Origin of the sequence: Acinetobacter piscicola (assembly GCF_002233755.1) — a bacterium.
Classification (GTDB): domain Bacteria; phylum Pseudomonadota; class Gammaproteobacteria; order Pseudomonadales; family Moraxellaceae; genus Acinetobacter; species Acinetobacter piscicola.
The window spans coordinates 112,972-130,195 of record NZ_KZ268705.1 but is presented as its reverse complement, the minus strand read 5'-3'; the positions used below and the strand labels follow the sequence as shown (position 1 = coordinate 130,195).

The following is a 17,224-nucleotide window of genomic DNA, read 5'->3' as shown; positions in this document are numbered from 1 at the left end:
TTCGTTATGAAACTTGAAAATAGTCTCGCTATTCTCTTCGTTTCATTCCTCGTCTGCTCAATTTTAGCCTACAACGCAAGCCATTTATGAAATGTCAACAGACCCTAAGTAATACGCATCTTTTTATGGAAAAACTGACGTAGAGGGCTGGAATATGGAAAATGTTGAGGATCAAAAGCATAACGACGATCAGCCAAGTTATGCACGAATAGAACCTTATACTCATCCTGCTGGTGGTTGGGGCGCTTTATTAAGTGTTGCAAGAAATTTAAAACGACAAGAAGTCTTTAAAAAAGGGGCGATTACGCTTCTCAATATTAACCAACCGACTGGGTTTGATTGTCCCGGATGTGCATGGCCTGAAAAGAAAGATGCACATGCTTTTAACTTTTGTGAAAACGGTGCCAAAGCCGTTGCATTTGAAGCTACCTCAAAACGAGTAACCCCAGAATTTTTTGCAACGCATACGGTTAGTTGGTTGTCTGAACAAAGTGATTTCTTCCTTGAAGATTCAGGTCGTTTGACCGATCCAATGCGTTATGACCCAGTGTCAGATAAATATACGCCGATTTCATGGGATGAGGCTTTTGTGTTGATTGCCAAGCATTTACAAGCTTTGGATGACCCAAATCAAGCGGCATTTTATACGTCTGGGCGTACCAGTAATGAGGCTGCTTTCCTTTACCAACTCTTTGTCCGCACATATGGAACCAATAATTTTCCTGATTGTTCAAATATGTGCCATGAAACCACCAGTGTCGGCTTGCTTGATTCGATTGGACTAGGTAAGGGAACAGTAACCTTAGAAGATTTTGATATAGCTGATGCAATTTTCAGTTTTGGACATAATCCGGGAACGAACCATCCACGCATGTTAGGTACTTTACGTGAAGTCTCTCGCCGTGGTGGCAATATTGTTGCGATTAACCCATTGAAAGAACGTGGATTAGAACGCTTCCAAGACCCTCAAGCAGCTATTGAAATGATGACCAATGGCAGTACGCCAATCAGTCGTTATTATTTCCAACCTAAAGTTGGTGGCGATTATGCATTACTCTTTGGTGTGCTCAAACACTTGCACGAATGGGATATAGAAGCACTTGCTGAGGGTAAGAAAAGTGTTTTTGATCGTTCTTTTATTGAGATGAACACCGTTGGCTTTGATGCCATGATGGAAGAAGTTGATCGGACTGCATGGCCAGATATTCATGCACATACAGGACTGACACCTGAACATTTAGAATCGCTTGCTAAAATGTATCTTGATGCCAAAACTGCAATTTTCTGTTGGGGAATGGGAATTACGCAGCATCGACATGGTACTGCCAATGTACATATGCTCGCGAATTTGATGTTGGCAAGAGGGCATATTGGTCGTCCGGGCGCAGGTTTAGCACCGATTCGTGGGCACAGTAATGTGCAGGGCGATCGAACCATGGGGATCAATGAATTACCAAGCCCAAAATTACTCGATAATCTTGACCGTGTTTTTGGAATTAAATCACCTCGTCATCACGGTTTTGGCGTGGTCGATACCATCAAAGCAATGTATGAAGGAGATGTAAAAGTCTTTATTGGTTTAGGTGGTAATTTTGCCGTTGCAACTCCTGATACACCGTATACACAAGAAGGATTACGTCGTTGTAATTTGACTGTGCATATTGCAACTAAGCTTAATCGTAGTCACTTGGTCTGTGGTAAAGAGGCGCTTATTCTTCCATGCTTGGGTCGTACCGAAATTGATAAGCAATTACATGGCGTACAAGCAGTGAGTGTTGAAGATTCAATGAGTAATGTACATCTTTCTGCAGGGCGTAATGAACCGATTTCCAATGACTTATTATCAGAGCCTGATATTGTGGCACGTATGGCAGCGGCAGTTTTGCCAGACAGTGATATTCAATGGAAATGGTATGTGGAAAGTTATGACCGCATTCGAGATTCTATTGAAGAAGTTTTTGATGAGTTTCATGATTTTAATGCACGGGTATATCAACCGGGTGGTTTCCATTTAGAGCATCCTGCCAATCAACATGTTTGGAATACGCCAGTCGGTAAGGCACAGTTTTTAATTACCCCATTGGCTGAAGTCTATGCGGATAAAGAAAATAAATATGCTGAACAATATACTGGTGCAAAAGTTTATACATTGATGACCACACGCTCACATGACCAATACAACACGACATTGTATGGACTGGATGATCGTTATCGCGGTGTATATGGACAACGCCGTGTGTTGTTTATGAATGCTGATGATATTGCAGATGCAGGCTTTGTTGCAGACCAGTGGGTGGATATCGAAAGTATCTATTCCGATGGTATTAAGCGAGTCGTTCAAAGCTTCCGTATCGTGCCGTACAATATTCCACGAGGAAGTTTAGCTGCGTATTATCCTGAAACCAATCCATTGGTGGCGTTAAGTAGCCATGATAAATATGCAAAAATTCCTGCATCGAAAAGCGTACCTGTGATTTTACATGCGGGACACGCTCCTGAGCATTTCAATTTAGCAGAAGCAGTAGATCCTGAAGACGCCAATGAAATTGTGAGTCGAGTGGGTTAAATCATTGTTGAATATCTATAAATAATATTGATTTGTGAAATGGCACTTCATTGCAGAGTGCCATTTCAACGATAGAATGAATGGTTTTGGCATTTTTATAAGGAATAGAAATAAAGCCAATACGGATATTAAGGAGTAAATGTTGAATTCTCAGGGATATGAAAGTGTTGATATTCAGCGTTTAAATCAGAATACAAAGGTTGAACAGTCAGATTTTGTTGTACAGGAATATCCTATTGCATTGGTTTATAACGGAATTTCGCATACGGTAATGATGGCAACTCCAGCAGATATTGATGTATTTGCGAAAGGGTTTAGCTTATCCGAAGGTATTTTGAGCAGTTTGAAAGAACTTTATTCTCTTGAAATACAAGAAACTGAGTTTGGCATTCAAGTTGAAATGACGATTTCTGCTCGAGCATTTATGGCACTTAAACAACATCGCCGTATGATGGTCGGACGTACAGGCTGTGGCTTATGTGGTATTGAAAGTCTGCAACAGCTTCATTTTGATTTACCTCAAATTAGCACACAAATTTCTGATGCATGGTTGGCTCAAATTCCTCAAGCAATTGCTCAATTGAATACTCGTCAAAAAATCACTCAAATCACAGGTGGAGCGCATGCTGCTGCATGGGTTGAAGCTGGGGAAATTGTTGCTTTGTTTGAGGATGTCGGACGACACAATGCCTTAGATAAACTATTAGGTTATATTTCACAAAATCAATATGATGTAAATCAAGGGTTTGTTGTAATGACAAGCCGAGCGAGTTATGAGCTTATTCGTAAATGTGCGCAACTTAATATTGCTTTACTGGCGTGTATTTCTGCACCGACCAGTATGGCGATTGATATGGCAAAAAAATCAGGTTTAACACTGGCAAGTTTTTGTCGTGGAGATGGTTTTGTTTTATATACTTGATCGTTGAAATTAAGTTGATATAAAAACGAGGCTGATATAAAAAACTAAATTTAACTGATATCTTTTCAATTATCATTGTGAAGCGAATGTACTTGTTTGAGTGAATTTATGCATGACGTCAAATTAAAATTACAGCTAAGAGTACTGCTCAATGAAGATATTGCCTTTGGACCGGGTAAGGCTGAATTATTGGAAGAAATTCGACGTTCAGGTTCAATTTCTCAAGCAGCGAAAAGCATGAATATGAGTTATCGACGTGCATGGCAATTGGTTGAAACGATGAATAATAGTTTTCAGCATGCGTTGGTGGAAACTCAAAAAGGTGGAATGCACGGTGGTGGTGCAAAGGTCACTGATTTTGGAGAGAAAATTTTAAATCAGTTTAGGCAAATGGAACAAAATACACGTCATATTGTCGAACGTGATTTTCAAGAAATTTCGAGCTTTCTTAGAAAGTAAGGGATACAAATTTAATAATAAAAAATGATCCTATGATTTAAGTCGGAGTGATCTGTGTTGCACAGCATCGCTCTTTTTATAAAAGCACTTTAAAACTCCGCATATACATAAATTTGACCTTTATTGACAATAGTTCGTATTCTTACGCTATTAAAAGTTCCAAAAAGGAACTTATTATAAGAAGAACGATTTACTGTATAACAGAGCGAAAAATAATATGCAGACAGCATCATTTTCAAAAACGTATTGGCCATTATTTCCACGTAAAGTGAGTTTTGATTGGACTGAAACACCTTTACACTGGATTCCACAATCTCCCTTATCTAGTCATGCCATTAATCATTTTAGTTTTTCTTTAGTTCGCGGCGAATACTTTTTCTGCCGTATGTTTAATAAAGCATTGCCTTTTATTCATGACGAAAAATTGAAAGCAGATGTACAAGTTTTTATCCGTCAAGAAGCGATTCATGCTCAGGCGCATAAAGAGTCGATCGAACTCTATTTAAAACGTTATGGTGTAGATATTGAAAAACAATATGAAACAGTTATTCAACTCTTTGATCATGCTTTGGCAGATAAACCTTTTGGTGTGAAATTACCTCAATTTTTGCAAAAACAATGGTTAGTTGCACGTGTTGGCATTGTTGCTGCGGCAGAGCATTACACCTGTGCATTGGGTAAATTTGTATTGGAAAATGCGCATTGGGAAGAAAAAGGATGTAACCCAGAAGTCAGTGATTTATTTACATGGCATTGTGCGGAAGAAGTAGAACATCGTGCAGTCGCTTATGATTTATATCAATATTTGGCGAATGATAACTATGCAATGCGTTGTTTTATTATGTTGATGGTAATCCCTGCTATAACTGCGTTGATGGTGAAAGGGACTGTGAATTTAGCCGCAACTGACCCGTTAATGCCAAAATCACAAAAACGTTTAATCGGTATCGGGTTTTGGAAAGAATGGGCGGCTGCAAGTAAGCAAAATCTAATTCCTAGTTTATCTTGGTTTATTACAACCTCAGGTAGTTTTTTTAAACCTGACTACCATCCAATTTATGAAGCGTCTACCCAAATGGCCTTGGATTACATTAACAACTCAGCTGCTGTAAAAGCATTTGAACAGAAATTGGTTTCTTAATATGAATAAATTTCCAGTAAAAATACAAAGAATAATTGATGCTGATGATGTTCAACTCTCTATTTATGAATGGGGGAAAAGTTCCCCGCAGTTACAAACGATCATTTTAATTCATGGCTATCCTGATGATGCAAGTGTATGGAACACGTTGGCAGATCAACTAGCATTGACCCATCATGTGGTGGCGTATGATGTGCGAGGAGCAGGTTTGTCTAGCGCGCCTCTTTCAAGTAAAGGTTATCGTTTTGAATATTTAATTGCCGATCTTGATCATGTGATTCGTGCTGTAAGTCCGAATCAAAAAGTACATTTAGTTGGACATGATTGGGGCGCATTGCAAGGATGGGAAGCTGTTTTTGATCAAAGCACTCAAGAGAAAATTCAAAGTTATACAACACTTGCACCAAGCCTTGATCATGTTGGAATGTGGTTTCATCAACAAATACGCAGTCTGCAACCTCGACAACAATTTCTTGCAGTAAAACAGTTATTTTCATCGAGCTATATGGCATTTTTTAATTTACCGATGATTCCTGAATTAAGTTGGAAAACTGCATTAGCTAAAAGATGGTCTTCAATACTGTCAATTTTAGAAAAAGTAGAGGTCGATTCTCCTCCGCATCAACTGAGAAACGGGGTGAATGGCTTAGCCTTATATCGTAAAAATTTAATCAAAAGCTTAATTTCCCCTAAAGTTAGAACAACAAATGTCCCAGTACATCTCATCTCTATGACCAATGATCCTTTTGTGCCACAGCATTTTTTAGTTGGTTTGGAAAAAAATGTGGATGCTCATTTTCATCGAACAGATATTGCTGCAGGGCATTGGGGAATATTGAGTCAGCCATATGCAATTGCAGATTCAATTGTCCAGTTTGTTCAACAATTTAAACGCGCTCGTGTTGTTTAAAATGATGAAAATGGATGATAAAAATGTCAGAAGTTAAAATTCAACTTAAAATTAAGCTTCCTCCTGAGCAAGTGTTCGATGTTTTTACTAACCATGAAAGCTATCAAAAAATTCCGCTAGTTTTAAATACTAAATTGCTGAAGCAAGGAGACTTGTTTCCTTCAAATGGTAAGAATGCAGTTCGTGAAATTCGCTTTGTTGGAGGTTCACTCAAAGAGGTTGTGACCGATCTGCAATATCCACTTTATTGGGATTATCTCTTTTTAAAGTGGCCATTGCCAATTCAACATTTAGGCGGTCGCATGCAATTTGAGCCTATTGAAAATGGAACATTGCTGACATGGTCTACACGTTATAATTCTGCTCGTTTGCCAAAAGTGGTATGTAAATCGATTGATTATTCAACGAAAGTATTTTTACTTTTTGCAGCAAGAGCATTGGCTAAAATTGCATTAGAAAGAGTCTGATCACTTTAAAATCAATTGTATTTGATCAAGTTTGTTTAGATTGAATATTTAGAGTATCACAACATGACAAATGAAAAGCGCAGACTGAGTGCTGCGCTTTTTATGATTTCTGCGACTAAGCTTTGACTAATCGTTTGAGCATATGTGAAAAGGGTACACTTTCAACATTTTGCATACCATTTGCTTGGAATTGTTGAATATGTAGACCGTGATGATGATGCTGTTCTCTGGCTTCAACAGATGCCCAATGTTCATAAAATACAAATAAACCTGGATCATCTAAATCTTCAAACAGTTCATAAGTTACACTTCCATCTTCGCGACGGGAGGGCTCTACAACTGCTATGAGATCTTGTTTTAATTCTGCTTCCTTTCCTGTTTTTGCTTTAAGTCCAACCACAATAAATAGTTCACTCATTTAAGCACTCCTGTGAAAGGTAGAATAAAATTGACTAGAATATATTTTATTCAGGTCTTTCAGAGGCGAATTGAAGACCTGCTGTACCGCCAGTTTCAATAAACAGATTCATGAACTGAGGCACAGTATCAGCGCGTTTCCAGTCACGTTGAAGCTCACAGAATAACTGAGCAACACTGATCATTTTACCACCAGCTTGTTCAATACGACGTAGCGCAGCTTCATGTGCAGTGACTGATGTTCCACCAACAGCATCGACAACAACATAGACTTCATAACCTTCATTTAATGCGTCAATCGCAGGGAACGTTAGACAAGCTTCTGTCCAAAGTGCAGTCATAATTAATTTTTTACGACCTGTTGCTTTAACCGCTTCTTTGAACTCTACATCCTCCCAAGAGTTGATGGTGGTACGGTCATAAGTTGGATAGTCTTTTAAAACTTTTCGGAGTTGAGGAATAGGTGGTTTATTTAAACCTGTTTTGACATTTACAGTAGAGTGAATGATTGGAAGACCATATACAATCGCGGCTTTGGCTGTGCCAACAATATTGTTCACCATGAGTTGACGATCCATAGAGGCAATGGAGTTAACTTGAACAGGTTGGTAATCAATACAGATAAATGCGGAATTTTGCGGGGTTAATAAAATATCATTTTTTGGATCACGAATAGCTTCACTTGTCATTTTTCTACTCCGAATAATGGTGAGGTAATTGTCCTCTTTTTCAGAATATCGGGCGATTAAAATATAGACAAGATATAAATATGAGACAGTTTGTTTTATAAAAAACCATTTGAACAAACGTGTGTTGATTTTGTAAATAACGATATGAATAGGACTTAAATCAGTTGTTTTTATACTGCATTATCGTTAAGAAAACTTTATTTTCAACTAAGTGTTTAAGCCCATAAATATCCTAAAAATGGTTAATTTTTTATCTGTGATTAAAATCACATAAATCAGTTGTTTTTGTTTTTTTTATGTTAAAAATTTGTCTTTTTTATTTGGTAAATCCTTTTTTTTTCTATATATTTTGTTTATTCGCTATAAATAGAGTATTTATTAAATTTAAAAATAGAATAGAGCGCAAATGGTGTGAGAGTAATAAAAAAATTAGGGATAAAGATCTACAAAAGGAGTACCTGAATGCAGGATTTGAATGATTTGTATTACTTTGTAAAAGTTGTTGAGTATGGTGGGTTTTCAGCAGCAAGTCATGAGTTAATGACTACAAAATCATTGTTGAGTCGTCGCATAGCAGTACTTGAAAAACGTTTAGAAGTACAATTGTTAAATCGAAATACACGACAAGTCACTGTGACAGATGCGGGTCAAGTGTATTACCGACATTGCCTTGCCATGTTGGCAGAAGCGCAAGCAGCTGATGAGGCAATACATGTTTTGAGTGCCGAACCATGTGGTACGGTTAAAATTTCTTGTCCAACTAATTTATTGCAGGTGACACTAGGGGAAATGTTGTCGGAGTTCTTAATTTTATATCCTAAAGTTAAATTACATATTGAAGCAACCAATAAAAAAGTCGATTTAGTTCATCAAAGTTATGATATTGCGGTACGTGTGCGCACGATACCTCTTGATGATTGTGATTTAATTGTTAGAAGTTTAGCAACATCTCGGCAGTTTCTCGTTGCAAGTCCCCAGCTTATACAAGAAAGTCATGGTTTATCTCTACGTAGTTTGAAAGATTTACAAGATTGGCCTATTTTAATGATGGAATCCATTGCTCCAGAATATAGCTGGGATCTGTTTGATACATTGGGACAAAGTTATCAGTTTAAATGTACACCGCGTTTAACGACCACAGATTTGGAAGCATTACGTATTGCAACGATAAAAGGTTTAGGTATTTCAAAGTTACCAGAACTTATGGTCGCAGATGATTTATCTACTGGAAAATTGGTGAAAGTTATTCCCGATTGGGAGCCAAAGCCTGAGCTCATTCACTTGGTTTATACTTCAAGACGAGGACTTTTACCTGCAGTAAAATTGTTAATTGAATTTTTAGTTTTAAAATTTCAAGAACTGAAATTATTAAAAAATTATTTATATTAATTTGGATTTTATTGATTAATTAAAGTATTAAGAACAGATTTTAAAAGTGAGGGGAGTTTGGTTCTAGTCTTACATTTTAAATATTAGTTCTATTTATGAGACAGTAATTCCCATCTTAACTTTGAAGTACACTGGCTATATTATTTTATATGTACACTTATTACTCATTTGTGAATAAAATGAATAACTGATGGTGAAGTGTCGGTCACAATGGATTTTAAATGGATAAAGGATTTAGTGTTCATAAACATATTGTTATGAATAATCGTAAAGGATTTCAATTTTGGGCTATACATCATCAAAGGGCAGCATTATATGAAGAACTTTCAAAAGAATGGGTGGCTTTAGAGCGTTTTAAAGGAGATAGACTTCCTTTAGAAATTGTCAGTCAAGAAATTAAGAAAATGGTCATGCTTGCCAATGAACCAAATCTTGGTATTAAAGTTATTGAAACGGGTGTCATAAAACAATCACCTTTTTATAAGGTCTTGAATATCGCATTGAGTCCAAGTTTAGATCATAGAATTGATTTACCATTGGTTTTTATGTTGCGCTTAATTGGACATTATTTTCAAATCTTAACTGAAGTTGTTTCGATTGAGCTGCAAGAGTGTAGAGATCGTATAAAAATAAACTTTACACCAAATTTACCTGATTTTTTTAGTTATCATCAAATAGAAGGCGCAATGTTTGGATTTACTCGCTTGATGGGGCATTTTAAAAATGTATGGCCAACGCATGTAGAGTTTAAACATGTACCTCAATGGATAGATTCTTGTTTATATTTAAAGTCATTTAAATGTATTCCTGATTTTTTAAAATATCATAATCAACTGGTTTATTCTTTGGATTCTTTAAGCGTTGAACATTCAGATTTAGTTCAAATTAATCCAATTATTCATGCAATAGAAAAACAATTTCAGAATATTCATTACCAAGAAAAAATAGAAATTTTATTATTGACGACATTGGGATTTATACAGCCTTCACGACAGAATATAGCGGGTTTTCTCAACATTAGTGTAAAAACGATGCAAAGGAGATTGAATGAAGAGGAGGTGAGTTTTAATGAAATATTATTAAATGTACGCAAAAAAAGAGTAATGGATTATTTAAGCCTACAACAGTTTACGATTAAACAAATCGCTTTATTATTGGGTTATAAAGCAAAAAGTCAGTTTTTAAAAGCATTTCAGCAATGGTATGGCATGACACCACAACAATATAAAGAGAGCGGGTTACTTCCCGCTCGTATGGATTAAAATTTTAGTTTTTGATAGGCATTACAACCCAATGCTTCAAATTCTTCTTTTGTAAAATATTCAGCATGAGGTAAATATTCACCCAATACAGATGTTTCATCTCCCGGTACTTGGGTATTTTGAACAGCATTTAAAAAATTATTCACAGGTAACATATTACGAATAATGATTCTTGCATCGGTTTTATGATCTTCTCGTCCAGAAACGATAGAGAATCCATCACCATTTTCAGACCAATTCAAGAACTCAACACCGCACTCTTTGGTCGCATTTTTAGGGCGATCCGTGGCTAAACTTGTAACAATTGTATATTTCCCATCAGGATTAATATCAACATTTTCATCAAATAAGCAGTCAGTCACTTTTTGTGAATAAAATTCATTTTGACACATAGACCAATAGCGCAACTGTGCATTTTTACTATCAAAATATGCTTCACCTTTGAGTGTTTTAGGCACGTGAGGAATTTTTCCGCGAATGACGACAATTGGTTTAATGCTACGGTCAAGAGAAGTTGAAATATATTGGTTATCTAAGTTTGCATAATAAGCAACACTGCGTTTAGGGTTTGAATTACACATACCATAAAATTCACATTGCAACGTAAATGCTGTGTTGTATGAAGCACGCCATACGGGTGTCTCTTTGGCAGGATTATTTTTACGTGCCTCTGCATAAGTATTGGCAGGAATCAAAGGAATACTTAGTATTTTATTGGACGCATTTAACGCATTACAAGCGGCTTGTCCTGTTAAAACTTCTCCTTGTCTTGTGGTCAATTCGACTTGAGGTAAAGCGACGCCACCTGTGATATTTTTTCCTGTATCCGGTATATAAACTCGATATAACAACACAGCTTCTCCACCTTTTGCATAATCATAGATGGTATTTGCTGCACGGTTTTCAGGTGTTTCTCCAGCAGCAATATTTAAAGTATATGAACGTTTAGAATGGTTACGAGAATGACCCTTTACAAAAGGGTTGATGGCATTTTTGTTAGGAATAATTTTATCATCGCTGATTGCATCTGCTGGGCTAGTATCTGCTTTATAACTGTTAATTGACATATATCTGGCATATGGAAATTCAGCTTTAAGTCTAAGTACAGCACCTTCAGGTAAAGTGTATTTAGCACCCCAATAGGTACTTCCTGTATCTGGATAAGCAAAGTTTGTTGCAGAGTTTTCTTTTAAATAAGGCCCTTGCCAAAAGCAATCGCTGGTTGCGATAGGTGTCGAAATAACCGTAGTTTGATTGTCATTATCGTTTCCACAGGCACTCAGTCCCATCGCGATTAAACATATACTGGCAAAATAATTCACTGTTTTATACATAAGTCCTCCTGACCTTTTGTTATGACTAAACAGCTTAAATCATAGGCAAGATATTTAAGTTGGGTAAGCCTTATTTGGATAAAAAAGCACAATTATGGGTCGCATTTCGGGTCAATTTTTTGATTCACAGATTCGATGATTTTTTAAATTAGATTTAATATGGAAGATACCGAAATAAAGCTAAACGCTTAGGATGACGATTTAATTTTATTGCAGAAATTTATAACTTTCAGTTGGCTAAATAATGATTTATGAAAGAGACCTATTTTATTTCCTCTAATAAATTAAAAAATTGAACTTTATTACAAAATATACAGATGTTAAAAAATATGTCAGAACATGATTAAAATAAAAATGCTAGATAATATGATCTGAAATCACATGAAAATATTAGAGCGAATATTTTTTATTTAAAATAGGGCAGTTAGTCTTATTTTAAAGACTCGTTAATAAACTGATCTATGCTGAAATTACAAAAGGTTTTTGCTTATGGAAAATATAAAAATGGCTAAACCCAAAGGATTTTGGAGTATTTGCCGAGATCCAATTTTATTGATTATCGTAGGCGGTGCAATTGATACGATTGGTTTTATTGCTTTATTTGGTTTTTTTACTGCCCATGTCACAGGAAACTTAGTTATAGCTGGTGCTGCATGGGTTAACGATGGCTCAGGTATTTGGATTAAACTTGGTGCAATTCCATTATTTATTTTAACTGTTGCTATTACCAAATATTGGATTGACCGTAGTACCCAAAGACACACTGCTTTAAGTTACTTATTCTTAGGAGAAGCACTTTTTTTAACAGGGTTTATGGTTGCAGGGCTGTATTTTGAACCTTTTAAAGATGCCAATAGTGTGACTGTTGCAATTACAGCTGGCTTAGGTTTAATCGCTTTAGCGATTCGGAATACATCAAGCAAAACTTTAATTAAACACATTAGCCCAAGTACGATGATGACAGGCAATACTACACAGTTTGGTATTGATATCTCAAATTATCTCAGAAATAAAAATGATGATAACAAAGAGAAATTACTACATAGCTTTAGTATTGTAAGCGGCTTTGTGATCGGTGCATTTTTAGGTGCATTTTTATATGTGTATTTAGATTTTTGGAGTGTTGCATTTTTTATTATTCCAGTGCTGTATTTATCTTATCTTGCCGCAAATAAGAGATTTGTTGAACCAGATTAGGATAATAAGATGAATAAAAGCCACTTAGAAGCAACGAGTGATAGAATTTTAACAATTATGACTGTGATACTGTTAGAGCTAGAAATTCCTAAGGGCAGTAATTGGTCTGCCCTTAAAAGAGAATTACATCTAAATTTATTGAACAAGGTTTTTTAGGGGCGTAAAACATCACGAATAGATGCATCTTTGTCAAAGACTGATTTAGAAAAAGGACACAATGGAATAACTTTTACATTTTTAGCGCGAACAAAAGCGACCAATTCATCAAGGAGCTTTCTTCCAAGGCCCTGACCTTTATATTTTTCATCTACATCTGTATGGTCGATAATTAATAATTGCTCACCAGCCCAAGTATAAGCCATTTCTGCAATTTGAACGTCATTGTCGAACATGATAAAAGATCCGTGTTTATTATCATCAGTTTGTTGAATATGCATTGTAATACCTCTTACTATTTGTTTTGTGCTATGGCGTATAATAACTTAATGTCACTTGATTTTGAGTATCATTTTTAAAGATAAGTTTATGTCTGCAAATTCCGATGCGATATTCTAATACTCGCTATTTGATTAAAAACAAACACCTCAAATTGATGTTTGAGGTGTTTTTGATAAATGACTTCTAATACGAGCTTAGCTTAAGCTTATATTATTTGTACTTATCTAAATTTGTTTCTGGACCATCTCTGTAGACAGCTTGAGCTTTTGCATAACTTTCCATCAAGCATTTATATTCTGGGCAAATATGTTCTGAAATAATTTCTGCAAAACGAGAACCTTCTGGACGATTCCAAGTTCGCATTAACTCAGCCACAATTGCAAAAGTATCCGTTGGAATAGCACCAGCTTGGGTTACACGTGCAATCGATGTATCTGTCGCCATTTTGTTCCAGTTTCCTGAAGCATCTACAACACAATACACATTATAGCCTTCCTTACGTGCACTTACAGCAGGGAATGCCATACATACACTGGTTAATGTTCCAGCAATAATCAGTGTTTTTCTGCCAGTTTTTTTAATTTCTTCCACAAATAATGGGTTATCCCACGTATTAATTTGTCCAGTACGTGGTACATAGACTGCATGTGGAGCATGTTGATGGATTTCAGGGATTAAGGGGCCATTCGGGCCATCTGGTACAGAGGCAGTTGTAATTACAGGTATATTTAAAAGTGTCGCTGCTTTTGCAATTGCAGTAACATAGTTTCGTAAGTCAGGTACAGGTAAATCACGTACAGTATTAAAGAGTCCGCTTTGATGATCGATCAGTAAAATAACCGCATCATCCGCATCTAACATTCCATTAGTAGCTGCCATATATAACACCTCTAAAATTTTCTTTTCATTGTGCACTTCCATTATCGCAACGGAAGTTCTTAAAACAGATGGTTATATCCTTGATATATACAACCAATACGATTAACTTTTAAATCGATATCTGTCTTTATATAAAATAATGAATAAATTTTAGCTCAGAAAGCAGATTTATGTTACATCTTGTTTTAGAAATAATAAGCTAAATACTTATTTATGAGTTGAAAGAAAATCGATTAAAAAATCTTATTATTGAATAAATTAATTCTAAATTTAATATTAAGTTAATCTTTAAATTTAATTTTCTAGAGTAAGCGCTTTCATTTCTAACAGTGTTTTGTTATTTAAAAGGCTTCATGAATTTCTAAAATTTGAGTCATATTTTTTGGTACAACATATAAAAACCTAATCATCTACACGGAGGTGTTTCATGTTTAGAGTGAAGTACTATCTGAAAACAATTTTACTGATATTTAAGCCCTGATTTGAATTTTAATGGCGGCTTTGTTTATGTGGATGTGTCTGATTCATTAAAAAAAGCAGGTGGTCAAGATGCTACTTTTAGTTATTTGACTTTGATCTATAGCTTTTAGTTATTTAACGTATTTTAGTTTTTACACCATTTTATCCGCATTGAAAAATATCGTTTACCCACCATATCATTCAAAATGATTTCGATATTCCTGCTCAGATGATTTGCTATGCAAGGATATTCAAAATAAGGAGTGTGTTATGACCTATCAACGTAAGATTGAACGTGTTAATGCATTACAACCGGTACATGAATCCGATATTCGTGTTGCAGGCGCTGCGATCTATCCTGGCAATTGGGAGCTACATGATCCATTTTTATCCATGATGAATGATCGTTTCAAACCCGGTGCATTTGGGCTACATCCGCATCGTGGCTTTGAAACCGTCACTTATGTTTTAGATGGTGGATTAGCACATGAAGACTCTAAAGGTGGTGCGGGTACATTGGGAGTCGGAGATGCACAGTGGATGACAGCGGGGCGTGGTATAGAACACAATGAGCACCCTATAGATGAAAATTTTGTTCATGCGCTGCAACTTTGGATAAACTTGCCAGCCAAAGACAAATTAGTCACATCACGTTATCAAGATTTGCGTGGTTCAGATATGCCTGTACGCAAAATGCAGGGCGTTGACGTTAAAGTCTTCGCTGGACAATCGGGTGAGGTAGAAGGACCTGCTTTGACGCATTCTCCACTGACTATGTTGGATATTTCTATGCAGGCAGGTGCAAAATTTGAACAGCAATTGCCAAGTGATTTCAATGGTTTTATCTATATCATTTCTGGTTCAGGGCGTTTTGGTGACAACGCAGTAGAAGCAGATGCGACCCAGACCTTGTGGATGGATCGTGATGAATCACAGCAAGAAAGTCAGATTAGCCTACAAGCCATCACAGATCTGCATGTGATTTTACTTGCGGGTCAACCACTCAAAGAACCCGTTACCGCATATGGGCCATTTGTGATGAATACTCAACAAGAGATAGAAGAGGCTATTGTGGATTATCAACGTGGGAATTTTGGAAGTTGATAGAAGAATATTATGAACTTCTATAAGTTCAACAAGTAAGTGTAAATTTAAAATATCTAGATTCTAGATAATGATGAATGTAAGTACACAAATATCAATCTGAATTTTGACGTCAGTGTTTTAGTTTCAGATTGGTTGATGATGGGGAGCTTCTGCTCCCTTATTTTTTGTAAAAATTCAGTCGTTATCATTCATCAGTATAAAACGATAGACTTTAATCTCTATGAGGGTTAAAAGTTTGAATTGTTTTGATATTGTGATTTACAATAACTATAAATGAGGGATTAATTATCTGGGATGATGAGTATGATCACTGATTTACAAAAAAATATTGATGATACTCTTGGAAGTCAAGTACTTGTAGGACTTGTTAATCATTTTCTTGAGCATGCAACCTTTTTTGGAATCAATAGAAAGGAGCTTCTTTTACAAGGCGGTTTGACTGAGGAACAATTAGGTGATTCAAATCAATGTATTCCACTCAATTATTTTGAAAAGGCAGTTTCATATACTTATAATATTCTAAACAATCCATTGGTTTCTTTAGTTTTTTCTAAGAAGATGGACTCAACTGCTTATGGTGTTTTGGGACATCTTGTGCCTTTATCATCAACTTTAAGTAAAGCAATATATACCTTAAAAGAATTCCAACCCTTAATTGGTTGTATCGGTGATATTTCTATTCAAACAGAACCAGATATCGTGTATTGGAAATGGAAATGTAGGTCTAAAGACCCAATTTTTATTCGTTGTGCGACAGAATATAATTTGGCTTGGTGGGTTAGTTTAGTGAGATTAGTCCGTGATGAGGGTTATTCTATACTAAGAGCTGTTCATTTTAGCCATACTTTGGCCGCACCTGAATTACAAAAAATGTATGATGAATTTTTTGGATGTCCAGTCTATTTTGACCAAAAAGAAGCTGCTTTGTTATTACTACCTAAATCACTTAACATGCCATTAAAAACAGCAAACTCTGGATTGTATGACAGTGTTAAAATATTCGCTCAAAAATTGCTTGAACAACAAAAAGTTGAAAAAACGTTTACTGAACAGGTGAGAGCACAAATTTATTTATTGTTACATCAAGAACGATTGTCTCGTGAAAATGTTGCAGAGCAGTTGGCCGTTAATGTCAGAACGCTAAGTAGAAAATTACATCAAGAAGAAAATGCCTATAGTAAAATTTTAGATCAAGTTCGACTCGAATTAGCTGAAAACTATTTAGTGAACTATCAACATTCAGTTGCATTTATTTCTAAAGCACTTGGTTTTTATACCAGTCATTCATTTATTACATGGTTTAGACTACAAACAAACTTAACACCAACTCAATACCGTAAAAAATTAAATAATTTAAATATATAGTCATTTTTTTGGTCATTTTGGCCCTTTTTTAAATGAGCTGTCCTAAATTCGAAATCTTCTGACTCAGAAGCGTTATTTTTTTACTCTTGGTTCATCATATTATCGGAAGAATGATCATATAGATTCTCTCAAAAGTTCATTATTTGTGAAAATTCAGATGATCTATTTGGTTCGGTTCTTGGATAAGCCTGTTTTTTTTATAGTATTTGGTAAGCAGGTAAAG

The 17,224-nt window shown here is 35.8% G+C and carries 16 protein-coding genes; 11 read left to right on the top strand and 5 right to left on the bottom strand.

The features are described from left to right. Positions 1-154 precede the first annotated feature (154 nt). The 6 genes from CDA10_RS02215 (at position 155) to CDA10_RS02190 (ending at position 6,465) form a co-directional block, all read left to right on the top strand. Complete coding sequence (locus CDA10_RS02215) at positions 155-2,566, top strand: FdhF/YdeP family oxidoreductase (RefSeq protein ID WP_089603881.1); 2,412 nt, start codon at positions 155-157, stop codon at positions 2,564-2,566. A 139-nt stretch (positions 2,567-2,705) separates the two neighbouring features. After that, positions 2,706-3,488, top strand: a complete 783-nt coding sequence (gene fdhD, locus CDA10_RS02210; protein WP_089603880.1) for a formate dehydrogenase accessory sulfurtransferase FdhD — start codon at positions 2,706-2,708, stop codon at positions 3,486-3,488. A 108-nt stretch (positions 3,489-3,596) separates the two neighbouring features. Next, entirely contained in the window at positions 3,597-3,947 is a 351-nt protein-coding gene (locus CDA10_RS02205) for a winged helix-turn-helix domain-containing protein (protein WP_089603879.1), read from the top strand. A 217-nt stretch (positions 3,948-4,164) separates the two neighbouring features. Next, positions 4,165-5,088, top strand: a complete 924-nt coding sequence (locus CDA10_RS02200; RefSeq protein WP_089603878.1) for a metal-dependent hydrolase — start codon at positions 4,165-4,167, stop codon at positions 5,086-5,088. 1 nt (position 5,089) lies between these two features. Then, the gene (locus CDA10_RS02195; RefSeq protein ID WP_089603877.1) at positions 5,090-5,998 is read left to right on the top strand and encodes an alpha/beta fold hydrolase; all 909 of its coding nucleotides are present in this window, start codon (positions 5,090-5,092) and stop codon (positions 5,996-5,998) included. A 23-nt stretch (positions 5,999-6,021) separates the two neighbouring features. Next, complete coding sequence (locus tag CDA10_RS02190; RefSeq protein WP_157909336.1) at positions 6,022-6,465, top strand: SRPBCC family protein; 444 nt, start codon at positions 6,022-6,024, stop codon at positions 6,463-6,465. Positions 6,466-6,580: 115 nt separating this feature from the next. Here CDA10_RS02190 and CDA10_RS02185 read toward each other — a convergent pair whose 3' ends face one another. Together CDA10_RS02185 and CDA10_RS02180 are read right to left on the bottom strand one after the other, a co-directional pair. Beyond that, positions 6,581-6,883, bottom strand: a complete 303-nt coding sequence (locus CDA10_RS02185) for a putative quinol monooxygenase (protein ID WP_089603875.1) — start codon at positions 6,881-6,883, stop codon at positions 6,581-6,583. Positions 6,884-6,929: 46 nt separating this feature from the next. Then, on the bottom strand, positions 6,930-7,571 hold the full coding sequence (locus CDA10_RS02180; RefSeq protein WP_089603874.1) for a hydrolase: 642 nt from the start codon (positions 7,569-7,571) through the stop codon (positions 6,930-6,932). Between the two features lie 462 nt (positions 7,572-8,033). Between CDA10_RS02180 and CDA10_RS02175 the strand changes: the two genes are divergently transcribed. Continuing rightward, positions 8,034-8,960 (top strand): LysR substrate-binding domain-containing protein, encoded by a 927-nt coding sequence (locus CDA10_RS02175; RefSeq protein ID WP_089603873.1) that lies wholly within the window; start codon positions 8,034-8,036, stop codon positions 8,958-8,960. A gap of 221 nt (positions 8,961-9,181) precedes the next feature. Further along, a complete protein-coding gene (locus CDA10_RS02170) occupies positions 9,182-10,222 on the top strand; it encodes a helix-turn-helix transcriptional regulator (protein ID WP_089603872.1) in 1,041 nt (346 codons plus the stop codon). On the opposite strand, the gene CDA10_RS02165 is transcribed toward CDA10_RS02170, so the two are convergent. After that, the gene (locus CDA10_RS02165) at positions 10,219-11,556 is read right to left on the bottom strand and encodes a hypothetical protein (RefSeq protein WP_089603871.1); all 1,338 of its coding nucleotides are present in this window, start codon (positions 11,554-11,556) and stop codon (positions 10,219-10,221) included. The genes CDA10_RS02170 and CDA10_RS02165 overlap by 4 nt on opposite strands. A gap of 489 nt (positions 11,557-12,045) precedes the next feature. Here CDA10_RS02165 and CDA10_RS02160 point away from each other — a divergent pair, with 489 nt between their 5' ends. After that, on the top strand, positions 12,046-12,753 hold the full coding sequence (locus CDA10_RS02160) for a YoaK family protein (RefSeq protein ID WP_089603870.1): 708 nt from the start codon (positions 12,046-12,048) through the stop codon (positions 12,751-12,753). A gap of 152 nt (positions 12,754-12,905) precedes the next feature. Here the strand turns inward: CDA10_RS02160 and CDA10_RS02155 are convergent, their stop codons facing one another. Together CDA10_RS02155 and CDA10_RS02150 are read right to left on the bottom strand one after the other, a co-directional pair. Further along, positions 12,906-13,190, bottom strand: coding sequence for a GNAT family N-acetyltransferase (locus CDA10_RS02155; protein WP_089603869.1), 285 nt, complete (start codon positions 13,188-13,190; stop codon positions 12,906-12,908). 211 nt (positions 13,191-13,401) lie between these two features. After that, on the bottom strand, positions 13,402-14,070 hold the full coding sequence (locus CDA10_RS02150; protein WP_089603958.1) for an isochorismatase family protein: 669 nt from the start codon (positions 14,068-14,070) through the stop codon (positions 13,402-13,404). A gap of 729 nt (positions 14,071-14,799) precedes the next feature. Here CDA10_RS02150 and CDA10_RS02145 point away from each other — a divergent pair. Continuing rightward, a complete protein-coding gene (locus CDA10_RS02145) occupies positions 14,800-15,633 on the top strand; it encodes a pirin family protein (RefSeq protein ID WP_089603868.1) in 834 nt (277 codons plus the stop codon). Positions 15,634-15,939: 306 nt separating this feature from the next. Beyond that, positions 15,940-17,001: an AraC family transcriptional regulator gene (locus CDA10_RS02140; protein ID WP_407640362.1), complete on the top strand. Its 1,062-nt coding sequence runs from the start codon at positions 15,940-15,942 to the stop codon at positions 16,999-17,001. Positions 17,002-17,224 lie beyond the last annotated feature (223 nt).